The sequence below is a fragment of the Bacillus sp. 3G2 genome, assembly GCF_044324725.1.
In the GTDB taxonomy this organism is placed as follows: Bacteria; Bacillota; Bacilli; order Bacillales; family Bacillaceae_G; genus Bacillus_A; species Bacillus_A mobilis.
The window spans coordinates 4,613,941-4,632,500 of record NZ_CP172246.1 but is presented as its reverse complement, the minus strand read 5'-3'; the positions used below and the strand labels follow the sequence as shown (position 1 = coordinate 4,632,500).

Genomic DNA, 18,560 nt, shown 5'->3' with positions numbered 1-18,560 from the left:
GTGCACGTCCAAGCAATTAGGCTGATAAGTAGGCAAATCCGCTTATCGTGAAGGCTGAGTTGTGATGGGGAAGCTCCTTATGGAGCGAAGTCTTTGATTCCCCGCTGCCAAGAAAAGCTTCTAGCGAGATAAAAGGTGCCTGTACCGCAAACCGACACAGGTAGGCGAGGAGAGAATCCTAAGGTGTGCGAGAGAACTCTGGTTAAGGAACTCGGCAAAATGACCCCGTAACTTCGGGAGAAGGGGTGCTTTCTTAACGGAAAGCCGCAGTGAATAGGCCCAAGCGACTGTTTAGCAAAAACACAGCTCTCTGCGAAGCCGTAAGGCGAAGTATAGGGGGTGACACCTGCCCGGTGCTGGAAGGTTAAGGAGAGGGGTTAGCGTAAGCGAAGCTCTGAACTGAAGCCCCAGTAAACGGCGGCCGTAACTATAACGGTCCTAAGGTAGCGAAATTCCTTGTCGGGTAAGTTCCGACCCGCACGAAAGGTGTAACGATTTGGGCACTGTCTCAACCAGAGACTCGGTGAAATTATAGTACCTGTGAAGATGCAGGTTACCCGCGACAGGACGGAAAGACCCCGTGGAGCTTTACTGTAGCCTGATATTGAATTTTGGTACAGTTTGTACAGGATAGGCGGGAGCCATTGAAACCGGAGCGCTAGCTTCGGTGGAGGCGCTGGTGGGATACCGCCCTGACTGTATTGAAATTCTAACCTACGGGTCTTATCGACCCGGGAGACAGTGTCAGGTGGGCAGTTTGACTGGGGCGGTCGCCTCCTAAAGTGTAACGGAGGCGCCCAAAGGTTCCCTCAGAATGGTTGGAAATCATTCGTAGAGTGCAAAGGCATAAGGGAGCTTGACTGCGAGACCTACAAGTCGAGCAGGGACGAAAGTCGGGCTTAGTGATCCGGTGGTTCCGCATGGAAGGGCCATCGCTCAACGGATAAAAGCTACCCCGGGGATAACAGGCTTATCTCCCCCAAGAGTCCACATCGACGGGGAGGTTTGGCACCTCGATGTCGGCTCATCGCATCCTGGGGCTGTAGTCGGTCCCAAGGGTTGGGCTGTTCGCCCATTAAAGCGGTACGCGAGCTGGGTTCAGAACGTCGTGAGACAGTTCGGTCCCTATCCGTCGTGGGCGTAGGAAATTTGAGAGGAGCTGTCCTTAGTACGAGAGGACCGGGATGGACGCACCGCTGGTGTACCAGTTGTTCTGCCAAGGGCATAGCTGGGTAGCTATGTGCGGAAGGGATAAGTGCTGAAAGCATCTAAGCATGAAGCCCCCCTCAAGATGAGATTTCCCATAGCGTAAGCTAGTAAGATCCCTGAAAGATGATCAGGTTGATAGGTTCGAGGTGGAAGCATGGTGACATGTGGAGCTGACGAATACTAATAGATCGAGGACTTAACCATATAATATGAAGCAATGTTATCTAGTTTTGAAAGAATATAAAAAACTTGTTGACTTTAAAAGTTAAATGAGTTACAATAATTCTTGTCTTAAATGAATACAGTCTGGTAATGATGGCAGAGAGGTCACACCCGTTCCCATACCGAACACGGAAGTTAAGCTCTCTAGCGCCGATGGTAGTTGGGACCTTGTCCCTGTGAGAGTAGGACGTTGCCAGGCAAATGGAGGATTAGCTCAGCTGGGAGAGCACCTGCCTTACAAGCAGGGGGTCGGCGGTTCGATCCCGTCATCCTCCACCATTTAGCCGACTTAGCTCAATTGGTAGAGCAACTGACTTGTAATCAGTAGGTTGGGGGTTCAAGTCCTCTAGTCGGCACCAGAAAATCATGGCGGTTGTGGCGAAGTGGTTAACGCACCGGATTGTGGCTCCGGCATTCGTGGGTTCGATTCCCATCAGTCGCCCCATTTTTTCTTTAAATCATTAATATGCGGGTGTGGCGGAATTGGCAGACGCACTAGACTTAGGATCTAGCGCCTTTGGCGTGGGGGTTCGACTCCCTTCACCCGCACTTTTAATAAAATAACTCATACATGTCTTGCGGAAGTAGTTCAGTGGTAGAATACAACCTTGCCAAGGTTGGGGTCGCGGGTTCGAATCCCGTCTTCCGCTCCAATTTTCAATATGACATGCCGGGGTGGCGGAACAGGCAGACGCACAGGACTTAAAATCCTGCGGTGGGTGACCACCGTGCGGGTTCGACCCCCGCCCTCGGCACCATATGCGCCCGTAGCTCAATTGGATAGAGCGTTTGACTACGGATCAAGAGGTTAGGGGTTCGACTCCTCTCGGGCGCGCTTTTATTAACGGGAAGTGGCTCAGCTTGGTAGAGCACCTGGTTTGGGACCAGGGGGTCGCAGGTTCAAATCCTGTCTTCCCGATTTTCCAAAAACATGGGGCCTTAGCTCAGCTGGGAGAGCGCCTGCCTTGCACGCAGGAGGTCAGCGGTTCGATCCCGCTAGGCTCCACTTTTTTTAATATCATTTATGGCGGTGTAGCTCAGCTGGCTAGAGCGTACGGTTCATACCCGTGAGGTCGGGGGTTCGATCCCCTCCGCCGCTACCATAAAGGACCTTTAGCTCAGCTGGTTAGAGCAGACGGCTCATAACCGTCCGGTCGTAGGTTCGAGTCCTACAAGGTCCACCATTAGACGTTTCTATCTCGGAGGTATACCCAAGTTCGGCTGAAGGGATCGGTCTTGAAAACCGACAGGCGGCGAGAGTCGCGCGGGGGTTCGAATCCCTCTACCTCCTCCATTTTTTCTAAAGTAAATATTTTATTATCGCGGGGTGGAGCAGCACGGTAGCTCGTCGGGCTCATAACCCGAAGGTCGCAGGTTCAAATCCTGTCCCCGCAACCAAATGGTCCCGTGGTGTAGTGGTTAACATGCCTGCCTGTCACGCAGGAGATCGCCGGTTCGACCCCGGTCGGGACCGCCATTTTTTACATAAAGGCTCGGTAGCTCAGTCGGTAGAGCAGAGGACTGAAAATCCTCGTGTCGGCGGTTCGATTCCGTCCCGAGCCACCATTTTGAAGTCGCAAGCCGACTTAGCTCAATTGGTAGAGCAACTGACTTGTAATCAGTAGGTTGGGGGTTCAAGTCCTCTAGTCGGCACCACTTTCAAAATGAGCCATTAGCTCAGTTGGTAGAGCATCTGACTTTTAATCAGAGGGTCGAAGGTTCGAATCCTTCATGGCTCACCATTTACAATTTAATGCGGGTGTAGTTTAGTGGTAAAACAAGAGCCTTCCAAGCTCTGGTCGAGAGTTCGATTCTCTTCACCCGCTTTTCAATTATGGGCCTATAGCTCAGCTGGTTAGAGCGCACGCCTGATAAGCGTGAGGTCGATGGTTCGAGTCCATTTAGGCCCACCATAATTGTTCCGCAGTAGCTCAGTGGTAGAGCTATCGGCTGTTAACCGATCGGTCGTAGGTTCGAGTCCTACCTGCGGAGCCATATTTATAGAGAAGTACCCAAGTGGCTCAAGGGGCTCCCCTGCTAAGGGAGTAGATCGCGAACGCGGTGCGAGGGTTCGAATCCCTTCTTCTCTGCCAGAACTGGCCCGTTGGTCAAGTGGTTAAGACACCGCCCTTTCACGGCGGTAACACGGGTTCGAATCCCGTACGGGTCATACTAAAAGAGATAGCATAATCTGCTATCTCTTTTTTGTTGTGTATAAATATAAAAGAAGCTATAACAGATTATAAATAATCAATTTAAAAAAGTTATATTAATTTAAATAGGATTACCTCTTCTTATACATAAGAAGAGGTAATCCTATTTTTTGAATATGTTTTAACTCTCTGCTGAGCGGCCATCCGGTTTCATAACAGCATGACTATATGCGGAGTGAAGAGTTTTGTATCCTAAAAGTGCAATAGTTAAGGCAAGGCCTCCTGCTATAATAGCCACACTAAATCCTGCCCGAGCTCCAAAGTTATCAATAACTAAACCAGCTATCGCTGATCCTAGGGAGACTCCAATACCAAGTCCTGTAATTGCCCAAGTCATTCCTTCAGTTATTTTCGATTCAGGTACGATTTTTTCCACAAGCCCCATAGTAATAATCATTGTAGGAGCGACAGATAACCCTGCAAAGAAAACAATAACTACTAGCCAAGGAATAGTGTTTACGAAAACTAGTGGCAGCATTGTTATCATGGACAGTGTGACTGCTATTAAAAACTGATTATAGGGTGGAATATTGAGTTTAAGAGTACCGAAAATTAGACCTGCAAGGCATGAACCGATTGCATAGACAGAAAGCACAAAGCTAGCAGCTACCGTGTTTCCTTGATGTTCAGCAAAAGCTACACTAACGACATCTATTGTGCCAAATATAGTACCTATGCCGATGAGTGTGAATACTAGTACTCGTAAAGAACCAATTTTAAACACTGTTCCTTTGTTTGTAGTGTCGTGAGGGTGTACAGGCGGTTCTGTGCTTTTTTGCATGGTGAATAGGCATACCCCCATTGTAAGAAAAACAGATGATAAAAGTGGGCCTGCTTCTGGGAAGAACATAACGCTTAAACTGACAGATAATACAGGACCAATTATGAAGCAAATTTCGTCGACAACCGATTCGAAGGAAAATGCTGTATGCAATTTATGGGATCCACGGTATAGTTTAGTCCAACGTGCACGCACCATGGCTGACATGTTGGGCATACAACCTGCACATAAGGCGGATAGAAATAGCGTCCAATAAGGAGCTTCATATTTAGTACATAGAAGTAAGAGGATCGTAAAGAAAACACTGATACCTGTAGTCGGAAGAAGTATGCGAGATTGCCCTAATTGATCGGCCATCCGAGAAATATGAGGAGCTAGTAAAGCTGATGATAATGTAAAGGTGGCTGCAACAGCTCCAGCAAGCCAATAGTCACCACGTAACTGAGATAACATTGTAACAATACCAATGCCCATCATTGATATGGGCATCCGAGCTATAAATCCTGCTAATGAGAATCCTTTTGTACCAGGAGCACTGAAAATTTCACGGTAGGAATTAAACATAATAATCACCAAAGTATTTGACGTTTACATATACATTCTTCATTCTTTTAACTCCTCCTCTGTTTCATTAATACCTTCTATAAAAAGGGACAGTGAGTCAATGTAGGGTATGGGTAAGAAGTTATATTATCTTGTAAGCTAGAAATAATTGACATACGCACCGTATGCCAATATCATATTAACATACGGTGCGTATGTCAATTGAAATGTTTTATCTCTGGATAGAGAGCTGACGTTCAAAGGAGTTATTCTTTTACATAGAGAACGATACTATAATGCGATTTATTTTGAATAAAGAGAATGAATAGAAATAGGAGGAAAAGATGGTTAAAAAAACGAGAGCAGAAATGATTACTGAAACACGTGCTAAATTGCTGAGTGCAGCAAGAGAGGCTTTTGGTACAGTTGGATATGTAAACACGTCTATGGATGATTTTACAGCATCTGTCGGTTTAACACGTGGTGCAATTTATCATCATTTTGGTGATAAAAAAGGATTGTTAGAAGCAGTTATAAAAGAAATTGACATGGAAATGGATAATAAATTAGGGGAAGTATCAAATGAGGCGGAAGGAAAATGGGAAGGATTTGTTGGGCGTTGTCGTGCATATTTAACAATGGCACTTAATCCAGAAATTCAGCGAATCGTACTTCGAGATGCACCAGCAGTATTAGGAAATAGTTATTATCAATCATCACAGTCGCAATGTTTAACGACGATGGCGGAGATACTTCAACAATTAATGAAGGACTCTATTATTGAAAAAACGGACTGTGAAGCCTTAGCAAGATTCATAAATGGCGGACTAGTGGACCTTGCTTGTTGGATTGCGAATTCTGAAGATGCAGAGATGCAGTTGTCTAAAGCTTTGCATAGCCTATCACTTATATTGGATGGTTTATTACTAGAAAAGAACGCTTAATTTTAACGGATATTTTTTAATATACAGTAATGGTTAAAAGGGAGGTGATAAAGTATAGGCTAATTCATTTATTTCACCGTAGTCTATATAGGCCAACTGACGTCCAGCTTATAAGGGGATAATGTGTTAGTTTGATTATAGAAATTGAATTTAGTTATAGGGAATAATCGAATCACATTCTTTTTGTTCACAATCTAAAGAAAACGCCTCCATTGAGATTGATTTCATACTTGATTTAATAACTTTACACTCTATGTGAAAAAGTTCACAAATAGGTCATAATTTGTGAAGTAATTCACAATAATACGTGCTACAATATGAATGTAAAGAAGTTAAACAACATTAAATTAGTATTTTAATTAATTACTTAAACAATCATAAAAAAATATATGTGAACAATAGAGAGGGGAAATTACCATGAAAAAAGGTATCAATCGTGTAGTATTAGTAGGAACAGGAGCTGTAGGTTGTAGTTACGCTTACTCAATGATTAACCAAGGTGTAGCTGAAGAATTCGTACTTGTAGATGTTAATGAAGCAAAAGCAGAAGGAGAAGCAATGGACTTAAGCCATGCGGTACCATTCTCTCCAGCAGCAACAAAAGTTTGGAGCGGTAGCTATGCAGATTGTAAAGATGCAGATTTAGTTGTTATCACAGCTGGATTACCACAAAAGCCAGGTGAAACTCGCTTAGACTTAGTTGAGAAAAATACAAAGATCTTTAAACAAATCGTTCGCGGTATTATGGATAGCGGATTCGATGGAATCTTCTTAATCGCAACAAACCCAGTTGACATTCTAACTTACGTAACTTGGAAAGAATCTGGTTTACCAAAAGAGCGCGTAATCGGTTCTGGTACTACTTTAGACTCTGCTCGTTTCCGTTACATGTTAGGTGACTACTTAGATGTAGATCCACGTAACGTTCATGCTTACATCGTTGGTGAGCACGGTGACACTGAACTTCCAGTATGGAGCCACGCTACTGTAGGTGTACAAAAACTAGAAACAATTTTAGCTAACAACGAGCAGTACAAACAAGAAGACTTAGATAAAATCTTCGAAAATGTACGCGATGCAGCTTACCATATTATCGAACGTAAAGGTGCAACTTACTACGGAATCGGTATGTCACTACTTCGTGTAACTAAAGCAATCTTAAGCAATGAGAACAGCGTATTAACTGTATCTGCATACCTTGAAGGTCAGTATGGTGAGAAAGATGCTTACGTAGGTGTTCCTGCTGTTATTAACCGCCAAGGTGTACGTGAAATCGTAGAACTTGAGTTAAATGAAGAAGAAAAAGCGAAATTCGCTCATTCTGTAAAAGTATTAAAAGAAACAATGGCACCAGTACTATAATAATTGCTAAATAATTCAGAGGCGGGAAACTGCTTCCTACCTCTGAGTTTTTATCCCGCTTTAATGGGCAGTAAGAACCCCACCTCAAAATTCAGCGAAAGCAAAGAAGTTAGGTGGGGGGCGGGCTGCCCATAAAAGTCCGATTGGTGAGGGCTGATAATCAGCGGGGGATGAAGAAAACCCCCACTGATTAAAGTTTCACTTTATATAACTTAATATAAATTCCTTTTCCGGTTTCCCTTGTATATCCCCAATATACCCCTTTTGCTGGATCAGGGTCGTTTATAGAAAAGAGCACTCTACTTTTATGTAGAGTGCTCTTTGTTACTATTTTTTAGGAGTTAATCCTAATTTCTTTAAAATATCTGCTAGTGTACCGCTTTTTGATTTTTCAACAGGCGTTTGTGATTTAGATGCATCTGGACCTTTCTTCAAGAAGTTCTTTTCAACGAAGCGAATATCTTTTTCGTCGACAATGCCATCTTTATTAAGGTCGCCGTCTTTTACAGATAGTCCTTTTTTACCATAGTTGTTAGCGATAATTTCTGCATCTTTTATATCAATTACTTTATCTCCATTTACATCACCCGCAAGGTTTTCATCAAAGCGTGCATAGTAATATTGGCCAAGTAGCTTACCATCTTTTTCAGTACCTAATTTCGTTGTTAGACGGCTTGTTAAATGCCCTGGAACTTCTACGTACAAGTTGTAATCACGTTTATTAACAGGAAGTCCATTTAGTTTAAAGTAACCGTATTTATCGAGTGAACCTTCAAACTTATGACGATAAGAATCTGTTGCATATACTTTTACGCCAAGCTTTGTATAATCAAATTTTTCATCTAAATATCCACGTTCATTTAAGAATGCACCAGGTTTAATATTGCCTTCTACTAGTGAGTTTAAAGACATCACTGAGAATGTTTGATCTTGAAGGACACGCATTCTGTTTGGCTCTGATTGACCTTGTTTCCAGTAAGCGAACACTGCTGAATCTAATTGAGCATTTGCTTCATAAAATTCATCGTTTTCTACTTTGAAAGTTACATCAATGAACGGGAAGTCACCATCTAACCCCGCGAAGTTTTTGTCATCGATAGCTCCGCCTACTGTAACAGAACCTTCTTCTAATTTAGGTTCATTCACTTTTGCAGTTACACCTTTTTCAGAAAGGAGCTTTTCAAAAGCAGGATTCAATTTTGCATTTGCAAACTTGAAGTTTTTCTCTAGGAATTTTACGTTAAATTCTCCGGCAACAAATTGTTTTACGTGCTTCGTGTATAGCGTCAGAGTGAATTCATCATTTTTATATAATTCTTTTTTATCATAACTAGCTTTCGCATATTGAGCACCTTGAGGGATAAACCAATAGTTATTTACACCGCTCGGGTAGTCAGGGCCTGCAGTTGCATAATCGAAAATATATACGCCTGTATTCATTGGACCTTCAGTTTTAAAGGAATCAGGTGTAATGCCAACTTTAAAGTCACCATTTTCCGTAATAGGTAAAAACTTGTGCAAGTATGGAGAATAGTCATAGTACATAACGCCGTTCGCTTCTTGCGTAATGTTTAATCCTTTTCCTCTTAAGTAGTCAACGTTAGAATCATATACATTTCCTTTAATCCATAGTGCTTTTTTACCGTCTTCTACTGTATAGTTTTCTTCATTTAATTCATAAATACCAGGCTGTAATCCAGTTAATTTCACTTCTGGCGGTGTATTATCAATTACGACATAATCACCTTTCACACGTGCTTTACCGGCTTTATCATAGCCAACAAACTCAATTGTGTAATCACCTTCTGGTAAGTCGATTTTCTCATCACCAATTGGTTTTGCAGGATCATTTGTAAAAGGATATACTCTGCCGTTAAAGAATGAATCTAAGTAGTAATACACGTCCGTTTTTAGGCCACTCGTGTTTAATGTTCCAATGAAGCCGAGCGCTTTATTTGTTTTTGAATCTTTCACGATAAGATCTAACGTTTCCAGTTCGCTGTTTAATTGGAACGCCCCGTGAACATATGATTCACGGTATGGATTGAATTTAGATGTATCAGTTGAGATAGTTTTTCTTGATAATAGTGCATTTTCAATACCAGGCTCTGATACACGAATAGAGAACGGAATTTGATACGTTTCTTCTTTATTTTTCGTGTTTGTAATATGGATATATCCTTCATAGCGGCCTTGCTTTGCACCAGCAGGAATATTAATTTTTGCTTCAATCTCATCTGATTTACTAGCATCAATCGTAATTGTTTCAGAAGTAGAAACCTTTACACCGTTTGCGGCAGCATCGTTAATAGCAGAAGATGCTGGTGTATAAGAAATTTCTGTTTTAAATTCTTTCTTCTCTTGTTTATTGCGATTTTCAACTTTAATTTTTCGTTTTTGTTCAAGAGATTCCCCGTCTTTTTGATAGTACTTACCGAATGCAATGGATCCAGTTTCTTCAGGTACTTCAATCACTTCATCATTTACAATTGTTTTTGTCGTATCTAACACTTTAAAACTTGTTTCCGTATGAACAGAGTTATAAGCATCTACTCGTCCAGCTCCCACTTCATATACGGAATACTTTTCTTTTAAATCATCAGCTGTGTTCATAAGAGACGCTTTTACATCGAATGGAGAGTATTCTGGATGTTCTTGTAAAATAAGAGCAGCAACGCCAGCAATATGAGGAGAAGCCATAGATGTTCCTTGCATACGTTCATAGGAAACATCATAGTTTTCACCTTCTTGCGGGTCGTTAATATATTCAGGTACTGTTGAAAGTACCGCAACACCAGGTGCTGTAATATCAGGTTTAATATCATCATTTGATGTAACAGGGCCGCGTGAGCTAAAGTCTGCAAGATGATCGCCTTCTGTTTGAATGTAATTGATTTCATCGAAAGTTAATGATGTTTTACCTTGTTCAATTTGAGCTTTTAGTTTTTCGCCATCTTCTTTCGTTAAGCGGAATGCTGGAATGTATTTTGTATTTTCGCCGATGTAGTAAGGAATTTCTCCATCCACATTGTTATAAATAATAACTGCTTTTGCACCAGCTTGTTTTGCATTTGCAATCTTTTCATCAAATGAGAGTGTGCCGCGTGCAACGAGAGCGATTTTTCCTTTTACATCCTTTTTACTAAACTCGTCAGGAGTACCGATTCCAACAGATTCAATAGGGAGAGATTGTCCTTTGAAATCTTCTATTTTATCAGTGAAGTTTTTGCCGAATAAAATTAGGTTAGGGAATTGTAATTGTTCAGCATGACCTGATAGTTTCGGTAAGGAAATAGAGCTATCACTTGCTCCAACTGTAATAGCAAATGGAGAAGCACCTGGTGATCCGAGTGTCGCTGGGTTTGGACCAGAGTTCCCAGCAGCAACGACTGTAACAACACCAGAAAGCATCGCGTTATTAACAGCGATAGATGTTGGATCAAGCGGATTGTTGCTATCATCACCTAAAGATAAGTTAATGACGTTCATACCGTCAGAAATAGATTTGTCGATTGCAGCGATAATACCAGAACTATCTCCGCTTCCGTAAGGACCGAGTACGCGATAGTTATACAGTTCAATGTCAGGTGCCACACCTTTTACTGCGGAATCTGATTTATTTTTCTTTTGAGCAGAAACGATACCTGCTACGTGAGTACCATGTGCAGTGTAGAAGGAAGAACCACGATCATCAAATTCAGGAGCACCAGATTGTTGCCACTCTGTATAAGTTGTTTCCATCGGATCTGCATCGTTATTAATAAAGTCCCAACCTTTTACGGAGTTTGGGTCTACCTTACTAGAATCTTCACCTGCTTTTGCGCGATAGCCTTTATACACGTCTTTTAAGTCAGGATGATTGTAATCAATACCTGTATCTAATACACCAACTTTAATTCCTTTTCCAGTAATGCCCTCGCTATGTAACTTATCTACTCCAATTTGCGGAATGCTATCTGTTAGTTTTTGAGGTGCTTTCTGCTCTGCTTGTTTTGGTAAATTTAATTTCACTTCGTAATCTTTCCAAATACGTTTTACAACGCCAATTCGTAACAATTCTTCCACTGTATTTGCAGGTAACGTTAGAGCAACACCATTTATCGCATGCTTATAAGAACGTTTAATTTGTACAGACTGGAAATTCCCTGACTTTACTGATGGGCTGAATTGATAAAGACGTTTTAATCCTTTTTGGAATTCCTCATGTTCTTGATCAATACGCGCTTTTATATTGTCAGGAGCAGCTTGTAATCCTTTTTCTTTTTGTTTTAATTCATTAATCTTTACTGGAGCCGTTTGAAATTCTACAATGATATTTACTGGTTCGGAACTACTCGTATTAATATCTGGCGAAATAGTAAAACCAGGATTGGCATCTAACGTTTGTAATGCTTGACGTTGTTCTTTAGAAAGTTTTGATAGTAAAGACTGGGCGTTTGAAGAGTCAATTTGGTTAATAGGATTTTCAGCAAGTACATTGAATGGAAGGGCAGTTGAAAATAGAACGCCAGCCGTTACAATTCCGGTAACAAAACGATTTTTCTTTTTCATATATAGGCCTCCGATAATTTATATTTAAAAAATTATTTCTCCACGCCTGGTGTTTGCTCTGCGTGGAATGTCCAGTTTAGCTGTAAGGAATCACCCTGGAATTTATTTTGATCTTGATCGTTGTCTTCAAAGGAGAAGAGAACGTGTAAGTAATCTGTTTCACCAGATTTAATACCATCTATTAAGTTATGACGTTCTAGAGAAGTAGCTACATCCTCAGGTTTCATAGTTTTTAATTCTGATAGTTTTGTTTCCCACAAAATTTCGTGATCATCGTTTGGATTAGATGGCTTTCCATCATTCACTAAAAATTTGACGATGATGTGATCGCCTAAATCTTCACCATCGTTATTTTGCTTTGCATCTGTAACTTTATAGGATGTTTCAAGTGCTACTTTTGCAATATCCAATGTCCCTTTATTTTCAAGCTTGAAGTTTCTTTCAATCAAGTCACCTGGTTTTAAATCTTTCACATTAACGATTACACTTGGATTAATAGAAAGATCTAGTGTACCAGCTTGAAATGAGTTACTAGATGTTTCAGAATCACTGAAATAGGCGAATACACCGCCGAATGTAAGGGATAAGCCAAGTGAAGCTGTGACAACTCCCATCCCAACCTTTTGTTTTAATGACATAAGAAAGCCCCCTAGTTAAATTTTTATAGCGACCGTTCGTAACAAGGATAAATAAGTAAACATAGTAGTCCGCTATGAATTACAATTACGAAAGGTTAATGTTCTTTATTGAGAACAAGTATATGCTTATGAATTTTCCATTTCAATAAAATTATGACAAAAAATATTGAGAAACATTTTTTTATGACAGATTATTTTGTTGCGATTTTAAGTGATAAATAGCGGGTAAAATAGGGTTAATCTAATAAAATAAAGGTTGAGAAATAAATACTAGGATGAAAGACTAGTAGAAAATGAAGCGTTTGCAATGAATATTCGTCAAAATTCGATATTTTACACAGTAAATTTGAATATTTTAAGCGAAATTAAAGAAAAAAACGAATATTTTTTAAAAGATAACAAGGATATTTCAGTTTTTCGCAGAAATGATAAAGAGTAAAAAATTTCTGTCATCTTAGTGAGGTGAACATATTGGATGTAATAAATTGTGAAGAAGTGAAACGAGATGAGTTTCATACAGAAAAGTACTATGACAGTTATAACATCTTTGGGGCACATATTGTGACGGAAGATGGGATGCGAGGTGTACGATTCACAGTATGGGCTCCTCATGCGAAAGCAATGAGTGTTGTTGGAGATTTTAATGAATGGGATTATGAGCAACATAAGATGCTACAAGTGACAGAAGAGGGGATTTGGTCCTTGTTTGTACCGCATATTGAAGAGAATGAGATATATAAGTATGCGATTGAAACGATGGATGCTAACGTGATTTTAAAAGCAGATCCTTACGCAGTATATGCAGAAGTAAGACCAAATACGGCATCTGTAGTTTTTGATATAGAGGGATATGAATGGAATGATAAAAACTGGATTCGTAAGAGAAAGAAAAAATCGATTTATAAAGAAGCGATGACAGTTTATGAATTACATTTCGGTTCTTGGAAAAAGAAAGAAGATGGCGCTCTGTATTCTTACAGAGAAATGGCCGAGGAGCTCATTTCGTATGTGGTGGAACATCAATTTACACATATTGAAATTATGCCGCTTGTTGAGCATCCATATGATCGTTCTTGGGGATATCAAGGAACGGGATATTATGCAGCGACAAGTAGATTCGGCACGCCACATGATTTGATGTATTTTGTCGATGAATGTCATAAATATGGAATCGGTGTCATTTTAGATTGGGTGCCGGGGCATTTTTGTAAAGATGCTCACGGTTTATATTTGTTTGATGGGACACCGACTTATGAATATAAAGATATAGATGTGCAAGAAAATACAGTATGGGGGACTGTCAATTTTGATTTAGGAAAGAGGGAAGTACGTAATTTCTTAATTTCAAATGCGTTATTTTGGATGAAGTATTTCCATATTGATGGTTTCAGGGTGGATGCAGTTGCGAACATGCTGTACTGGAATAAAGAAGGACAAGAGCAAAGTAATGAGCACGCTGTTTCATTTTTACGAGAGTTAAATGAAGCGGTGTTTGCAGAAGATGAAGATTTTCTTATGACAGCAGAAGATTCAACGGCTTGGCCACTTGTAACAGCTCCAACGTATGAAGGTGGGCTTGGATTCAATTACAAATGGAATATGGGTTGGATGAATGATGTGCTGAAATATATGGAGTGCGCGCCTGAGTACAGGAAGCATATTCATGAGAAAATAACGTTCTCATTACTATATGCTTACTCTGAAAACTTTATATTACCGCTTTCTCATGATGAAGTCGTTCATGGGAAAAAGTCGTTATTAAATAAAATGCCAGGAGATTACTGGGATAAGTTTGCTCAACTTCGTTTATTATATGGATATTTCTTTACTCACCCAGGTAAGAAATTACTCTTTATGGGTGGAGAATTCGGGCAGTTTGATGAGTGGAAAGATCTTGAAGATTTAGATTGGAATTTACATGACTTTGAAATGCATCGTTATATGCATGATTACTTTAAAGAGCTCATAGCATTGTATAAGCGCTCCAAACCACTTTGGCAGCTTGATCATTCACCGGAAGGATTTCAGTGGATAGATGCTAATAATCATGAGCAAAGTATTTTCTCGTTTATCCGCCAAGGGGATAAACAAGAAGATGCGTTAGTTGTCGTATGTAATTTTACGAAAGCTACATATGAAAACTATAAAGTAGGTTTGCCAGATTTCGAGTATTATAACGAGATTTTAAACAGTGACGCTGAGCAATATGGCGGATCGGGGCAAGTGAATAAGAAACGTCTCAAGACGATTCAGGAACCGTATCATAATCAAGCGGCACATGTAGAAATTACAATTCCACCATTTGGCGTATCCATATTACGACCAGTGAAGACGAGAAAGGGGAGCAAAAAACAAGATGGCTCAAAAACAAAAGTGCGTAGCAATGTTACTAGCAGGGGGAAAAGGTAGTCGATTAAGTGCATTAACAAAAAATTTAGCCAAGCCAGCTGTTCCATTTGGTGGTAAATATCGCATTATTGATTTTACGCTAAGTAACTGTGCGAATTCTGGTATTGAAACAGTGGGGATTTTAACGCAATATCAACCACTCGAACTTCATAATTATATCGGAATCGGCAATGCTTGGGATTTAGACCGAGTAAGCGGTGGAGTCACAGTGTTACCTCCTTATGCGGAGTCTTCAGGGGTGAAATGGTACACAGGTACGGCAAGTGCCATTTATCAAAACTTAAACTATTTAAGTCAGTACGAACCAGAGTATGTTTTGATTTTATCAGGCGACCATATTTATAAAATGGATTACAGTAAAATGCTAGATTACCATGTGGAGAAAGAAGCGGACGTTTCGATTTCTGTTATTGAAGTGCCTTGGGATGAAGCGAGTCGTTTCGGTATTGTGAATACGAATGAAGAGATGGAGATTGTTGAATTTGAAGAGAAACCGCAATTTCCAAGAAGTAATCTTGCATCAATGGGGATTTATATTTTTAACTGGGCAATTTTGAAAGAGTATTTAGAGATGGATGCAAGAAATCCTGAATCTAGTAATGATTTCGGAAAAGATGTACTTCCGCTTTTACTAGATGAAGGGAAAAAGCTGATGGCGTATCCGTTTGAAGGATATTGGAAAGATGTTGGAACGGTGAAAAGCTTATGGGAAGCGAATATGGATTTACTTCGCGATGAAACGTCGCTGAATTTAAATGATCGTAATTGGCGTATTTATTCTGTGAATCCAAATGAGCCACCTCAATATATTGCCGAAAAGGCAAAAGTAGAAGAATCACTTATTAACGAAGGATGCGTCATTGAAGGGGACGTGAAGCATTCTGTGTTATTCCAAGGAGTGACGGTGGAAGAAGGTAGTATGGTTATTGATTCTGTCGTTATGCCAGGAGCGAAGATTGGTAAAAATGTTGTAATTGAAAGAGCGATTGTTGGATCGGAAATGGTTATTGAAGATGGAACAATTATTCGTCCAGAAAAAAATGTCGACGATGTAGTACTCATTGCTGAAGGGAAATAGAAAAGGGGGATGAAATGAATGGGAGAAAAAATGTTAGGAATTATTAATGCAACGGGAAGTTTTCCTTCCTTAAAGAAAGTAACAGGGCATCGTTCACTAGCGGCGTTACCGTTTGGGGGCCGTTATCGACTCATTGATTTCATGCTTTCAAATATGGTGAATTCTAATATTCATAGTGTAGCGGTTTTTACAAGTCATAAAAACCGTTCACTAATGGACCATGTTGGTTCAGGAAAACAGTGGGATTTAGATAGAAAAAGAGACGGACTGTTTTTATTCCCGCCAAATTGCCAATGTGATCAAGATGAATTTGGTTCTTTTGCACATTTTAGAAGACATATTGATTATTTTTTAAGAGCTAGAGAAGAATACGTTGTTATTACGAATAGCCATCTCGTAACAGCATTAAATTTCCAGGCGGTGTTAGAGCGACATATACATACGGCAGCTGATATTACTGAAGTTTGCCATGAAGGGGTTTCGCTTCAAACATACGTGTTAAAGAAACAATTATTGTTAGATTTATTTGAGACATATAAAGGTGTGGAGCAATACAGTTTATTTGATGTAGTGAGAGAAAAGCGCGGAAAATCACTGCATATTGCTACGTATGAGCATACAGGATATGTAGCTATTATTGATTCGATTGAAAGTTACTATAAACATAGCTTAGAAATTTTGCAGCCTGCTATTTGGAAGCAATTATTTAAGAAAGAAGCACCGATCTTTACGAAAGTAAAAGATGAGCCACCAACTCGTTACCTGAAGGGTGCAGCCGTGAAAAATACAATGATTGCAAACGGTAGTATTATCGAAGGTGAAGTAGAAAATAGTGTTATCTCCCGTTCTGTTAAAATTGGGAAAGGTTCAATTGTTCGTAATAGCATTATTATGCAGAAGAGCAAAATTGGAGATAATTGTATAATAGACGGTATTATTATTGATAAAGACGTGAAAATTGGTGACGGTGTTGTACTAAAAGGAAACGCCGATGAGCCATATGTTGTAGAAAAAGGAAGCATTCAAAATAGTACGATTAATAGTTATTCTTAAAAGAATCAGTGGGGGTTTTTCCTCCACTGATTAAAGCATTCATTTAAATGAAAACTCGAAGGGAGGAAGCTGCAAGGGAAGTAGTATAAGCTTTTCGTGCAGTGGGACAACAAGTGAATATTTTATTTGCAGTATCAGAATGTGTACCATTTGTTAAATCGGGAGGATTAGCTGATGTAGCAGGTGCGCTCCCAAAAGAGCTAAAAAAATTAGGCGTGGACGTTCGCATTATACTTCCAAACTATAGTCTTATTCCGCAAAAATTAAGGGATGGATGTACGTTACATAAAGTAATTAACGTCCCGCTTGGGTGGAGAAATCAATATTGCGGAATTTTAAAAGGTGAGCAAGACGGGATTACGTATTACTTAATAGATAATGAATATTATTTTAAGAGAGATTCTCTATATGGTCATTATGATGACGGAGAGCGTTTTTCTTATTTTTCGAAAGCAGTTTTAGAGTGTATTCCTCATCTGGATTTCGAAGTGGATGTTCTTCATAGTCACGATTGGCATACAGCTATGGTGAATTTCTTACTACGTGAAAAGTATCAAGATAATCCATTATATGAGCATATTAAAACGGTATATACGATTCATAACTTGCAGTTCCAAGGTGTATTTCCTCCTGAAGTGATGTACGACTTGTTAGAACTTGGTGACGAATATTTTCATAGTGAGCAGCTAGAGTTTTATGGAAATGTGAACTTTATGAAGGGCGGAATTATCGCTTCTGATCAAATTACAGCGGTTAGCCCGACATACAAAGAGGAAATTCAATATGAGTTTTTCGGTGAGAAGTTAGATGGGTTGTTACGAAAGAATAATGGTAAGCTTAGCGGCATCGTAAATGGAATTGATACGAGCGTATATAATCCAGAAACGGATTCGTATATTACTGCTCAGTACGATGCGGAGTCATTAGAGGAAAAGAATGAAAATAAACGCGCCTTGCAGCGTTATTTTGGTTTGCCAGAAAAAGACGATACACCAATTATTTCGATGGTAACGAGATTAACGAAGCAAAAAGGTCTTGATTTAGTACGTACTGTATTCCGCGAAATAATGGAGGAAGATGTACAATGTATTATTTTAGGATCAGGTGATTCGGAATATGAGCAATTCTTTGAGTGGATGGCATACGAGTATCCTGAAAAGGTAAAAGTGTATATCGGATTTAATGAAGAATTAGCTCACCAAGTATATGCGGGAAGTGATTTATTCTTAATGCCATCACTATTTGAACCGTGTGGACTTGGACAACTTATCGCATTAGCGTACGGTACGATTCCGATTGTAAGAGAAACAGGTGGATTAAATGATACGGTACAATCTTATGACGAAGAAACTGGAGAAGGAAATGGTTTCAGTTTCACGAACTTTAATGCACATGACATGCTGCACACGGTTCTTCGTGCAATTGAATTTTATCATGATAAACCGGTATGGGAGCAGCTTGTAAAGCAAGCGATGACGGAAGATTATAGCTGGGAGAAATCAGCTCTTGCCTATAAGAAATTGTATAAAAGTCTCATGGAATAACATGTAGGTGGTG

9 protein-coding genes, 22 tRNA genes and 2 rRNA genes (1 of these 33 running past the window's edge) are annotated in these 18,560 nt (G+C 39.9%); 30 read left to right on the top strand and 3 right to left on the bottom strand.

Annotated elements, in window-relative coordinates:
* From ACHZK0_RS23935 to ACHZK0_RS23820, 24 genes are all read left to right on the top strand, one after another.
* Positions 1-1,413, top strand: a 23S ribosomal RNA gene (locus ACHZK0_RS23935); it begins 1,509 nt to the left of the window's first position.
* Between the two features lie 101 nt (positions 1,414-1,514).
* A 5S ribosomal RNA gene (gene rrf, locus ACHZK0_RS23930) occupies positions 1,515-1,630 on the top strand.
* A gap of 4 nt (positions 1,631-1,634) precedes the next feature.
* Positions 1,635-1,710: transfer RNA gene (locus tag ACHZK0_RS23925), tRNA-Val, on the top strand.
* Between the two features lie 4 nt (positions 1,711-1,714).
* A tRNA-Thr gene (locus tag ACHZK0_RS23920) sits at positions 1,715-1,790 on the top strand.
* Positions 1,791-1,800: 10 nt separating this feature from the next.
* Positions 1,801-1,876 (top strand) — tRNA-His (locus tag ACHZK0_RS23915).
* Between the two features lie 23 nt (positions 1,877-1,899).
* Positions 1,900-1,980: transfer RNA gene (locus ACHZK0_RS23910), tRNA-Leu, on the top strand.
* A gap of 29 nt (positions 1,981-2,009) precedes the next feature.
* Positions 2,010-2,084 (top strand) — tRNA-Gly (locus ACHZK0_RS23905).
* A gap of 16 nt (positions 2,085-2,100) precedes the next feature.
* Positions 2,101-2,189 (top strand) — tRNA-Leu (locus tag ACHZK0_RS23900).
* 3 nt (positions 2,190-2,192) lie between these two features.
* Positions 2,193-2,266 (top strand) — tRNA-Arg (locus tag ACHZK0_RS23895).
* A gap of 10 nt (positions 2,267-2,276) precedes the next feature.
* Positions 2,277-2,350: transfer RNA gene (locus ACHZK0_RS23890), tRNA-Pro, on the top strand.
* A gap of 14 nt (positions 2,351-2,364) precedes the next feature.
* A tRNA-Ala gene (locus ACHZK0_RS23885) sits at positions 2,365-2,437 on the top strand.
* A 20-nt stretch (positions 2,438-2,457) separates the two neighbouring features.
* Positions 2,458-2,534, top strand: a tRNA-Met gene (locus ACHZK0_RS23880).
* Between the two features lie 4 nt (positions 2,535-2,538).
* Positions 2,539-2,615 (top strand) — tRNA-Ile (locus ACHZK0_RS23875).
* A gap of 17 nt (positions 2,616-2,632) precedes the next feature.
* Positions 2,633-2,725: transfer RNA gene (locus ACHZK0_RS23870), tRNA-Ser, on the top strand.
* A gap of 27 nt (positions 2,726-2,752) precedes the next feature.
* Positions 2,753-2,829: transfer RNA gene (locus ACHZK0_RS23865), tRNA-Met, on the top strand.
* A 3-nt stretch (positions 2,830-2,832) separates the two neighbouring features.
* Positions 2,833-2,908: transfer RNA gene (locus ACHZK0_RS23860), tRNA-Asp, on the top strand.
* A gap of 13 nt (positions 2,909-2,921) precedes the next feature.
* A tRNA-Phe gene (locus ACHZK0_RS23855) sits at positions 2,922-2,997 on the top strand.
* 14 nt (positions 2,998-3,011) lie between these two features.
* Positions 3,012-3,087 (top strand) — tRNA-Thr (locus tag ACHZK0_RS23850).
* Positions 3,088-3,097: 10 nt separating this feature from the next.
* Positions 3,098-3,173, top strand: a tRNA-Lys gene (locus ACHZK0_RS23845).
* 13 nt (positions 3,174-3,186) lie between these two features.
* Positions 3,187-3,257: transfer RNA gene (locus ACHZK0_RS23840), tRNA-Gly, on the top strand.
* Positions 3,258-3,267: 10 nt separating this feature from the next.
* Positions 3,268-3,344, top strand: a tRNA-Ile gene (locus tag ACHZK0_RS23835).
* Positions 3,345-3,351: 7 nt separating this feature from the next.
* Positions 3,352-3,426 (top strand) — tRNA-Asn (locus ACHZK0_RS23830).
* 7 nt (positions 3,427-3,433) lie between these two features.
* Positions 3,434-3,524: transfer RNA gene (locus ACHZK0_RS23825), tRNA-Ser, on the top strand.
* A 5-nt stretch (positions 3,525-3,529) separates the two neighbouring features.
* A tRNA-Glu gene (locus tag ACHZK0_RS23820) sits at positions 3,530-3,601 on the top strand.
* A gap of 164 nt (positions 3,602-3,765) precedes the next feature.
* On the opposite strand, the gene ACHZK0_RS23815 is transcribed toward ACHZK0_RS23820, so the two are convergent.
* Positions 3,766-4,989: an MFS transporter gene (locus ACHZK0_RS23815; protein ID WP_395760953.1), complete on the bottom strand. Its 1,224-nt coding sequence runs from the start codon at positions 4,987-4,989 to the stop codon at positions 3,766-3,768.
* Between the two features lie 323 nt (positions 4,990-5,312).
* Between ACHZK0_RS23815 and ACHZK0_RS23810 the strand changes: the two genes are divergently transcribed.
* Positions 5,313-5,912 carry a TetR/AcrR family transcriptional regulator gene (locus ACHZK0_RS23810; RefSeq protein WP_270341285.1) on the top strand — a complete coding sequence of 200 codons (600 nt, stop codon included), beginning with the start codon at positions 5,313-5,315 and terminating at the stop codon, positions 5,910-5,912.
* 417 nt (positions 5,913-6,329) lie between these two features.
* Complete coding sequence (locus ACHZK0_RS23805) at positions 6,330-7,274, top strand: L-lactate dehydrogenase (RefSeq protein ID WP_000715331.1); 945 nt, start codon at positions 6,330-6,332, stop codon at positions 7,272-7,274.
* Positions 7,275-7,601: 327 nt separating this feature from the next.
* Here the strand turns inward: ACHZK0_RS23805 and ACHZK0_RS23800 are convergent, their stop codons facing one another.
* A complete protein-coding gene (locus ACHZK0_RS23800; protein ID WP_395760952.1) occupies positions 7,602-11,825 on the bottom strand; it encodes a S8 family serine peptidase in 4,224 nt (1,407 codons plus the stop codon).
* A gap of 32 nt (positions 11,826-11,857) precedes the next feature.
* Complete coding sequence (locus ACHZK0_RS23795; protein ID WP_262741753.1) at positions 11,858-12,463, bottom strand: CalY family protein; 606 nt, start codon at positions 12,461-12,463, stop codon at positions 11,858-11,860.
* A 471-nt stretch (positions 12,464-12,934) separates the two neighbouring features.
* Between ACHZK0_RS23795 and glgB the strand changes: the two genes are divergently transcribed.
* From glgB to glgA, 4 genes are all read left to right on the top strand, one after another.
* The gene (gene glgB, locus ACHZK0_RS23790; protein WP_395760951.1) at positions 12,935-14,872 is read left to right on the top strand and encodes a 1,4-alpha-glucan branching protein GlgB; all 1,938 of its coding nucleotides are present in this window, start codon (positions 12,935-12,937) and stop codon (positions 14,870-14,872) included.
* Positions 14,820-15,950 (top strand): glucose-1-phosphate adenylyltransferase, encoded by a 1,131-nt coding sequence (glgC, locus tag ACHZK0_RS23785; RefSeq protein WP_395760950.1) that lies wholly within the window; start codon positions 14,820-14,822, stop codon positions 15,948-15,950. Before glgB ends, glgC begins: the two co-directional genes overlap by 53 nt.
* 18 nt (positions 15,951-15,968) lie before the next feature.
* Positions 15,969-17,003, top strand: a complete 1,035-nt coding sequence (glgD, locus tag ACHZK0_RS23780; RefSeq protein WP_395760949.1) for a glucose-1-phosphate adenylyltransferase subunit GlgD — start codon at positions 15,969-15,971, stop codon at positions 17,001-17,003.
* Positions 17,004-17,116: 113 nt separating this feature from the next.
* Positions 17,117-18,547 carry a glycogen synthase GlgA gene (gene glgA, locus ACHZK0_RS23775; protein WP_262741756.1) on the top strand — a complete coding sequence of 477 codons (1,431 nt, stop codon included), beginning with the start codon at positions 17,117-17,119 and terminating at the stop codon, positions 18,545-18,547.
* The last annotated feature ends 13 nt before the right edge of the window (positions 18,548-18,560 follow it).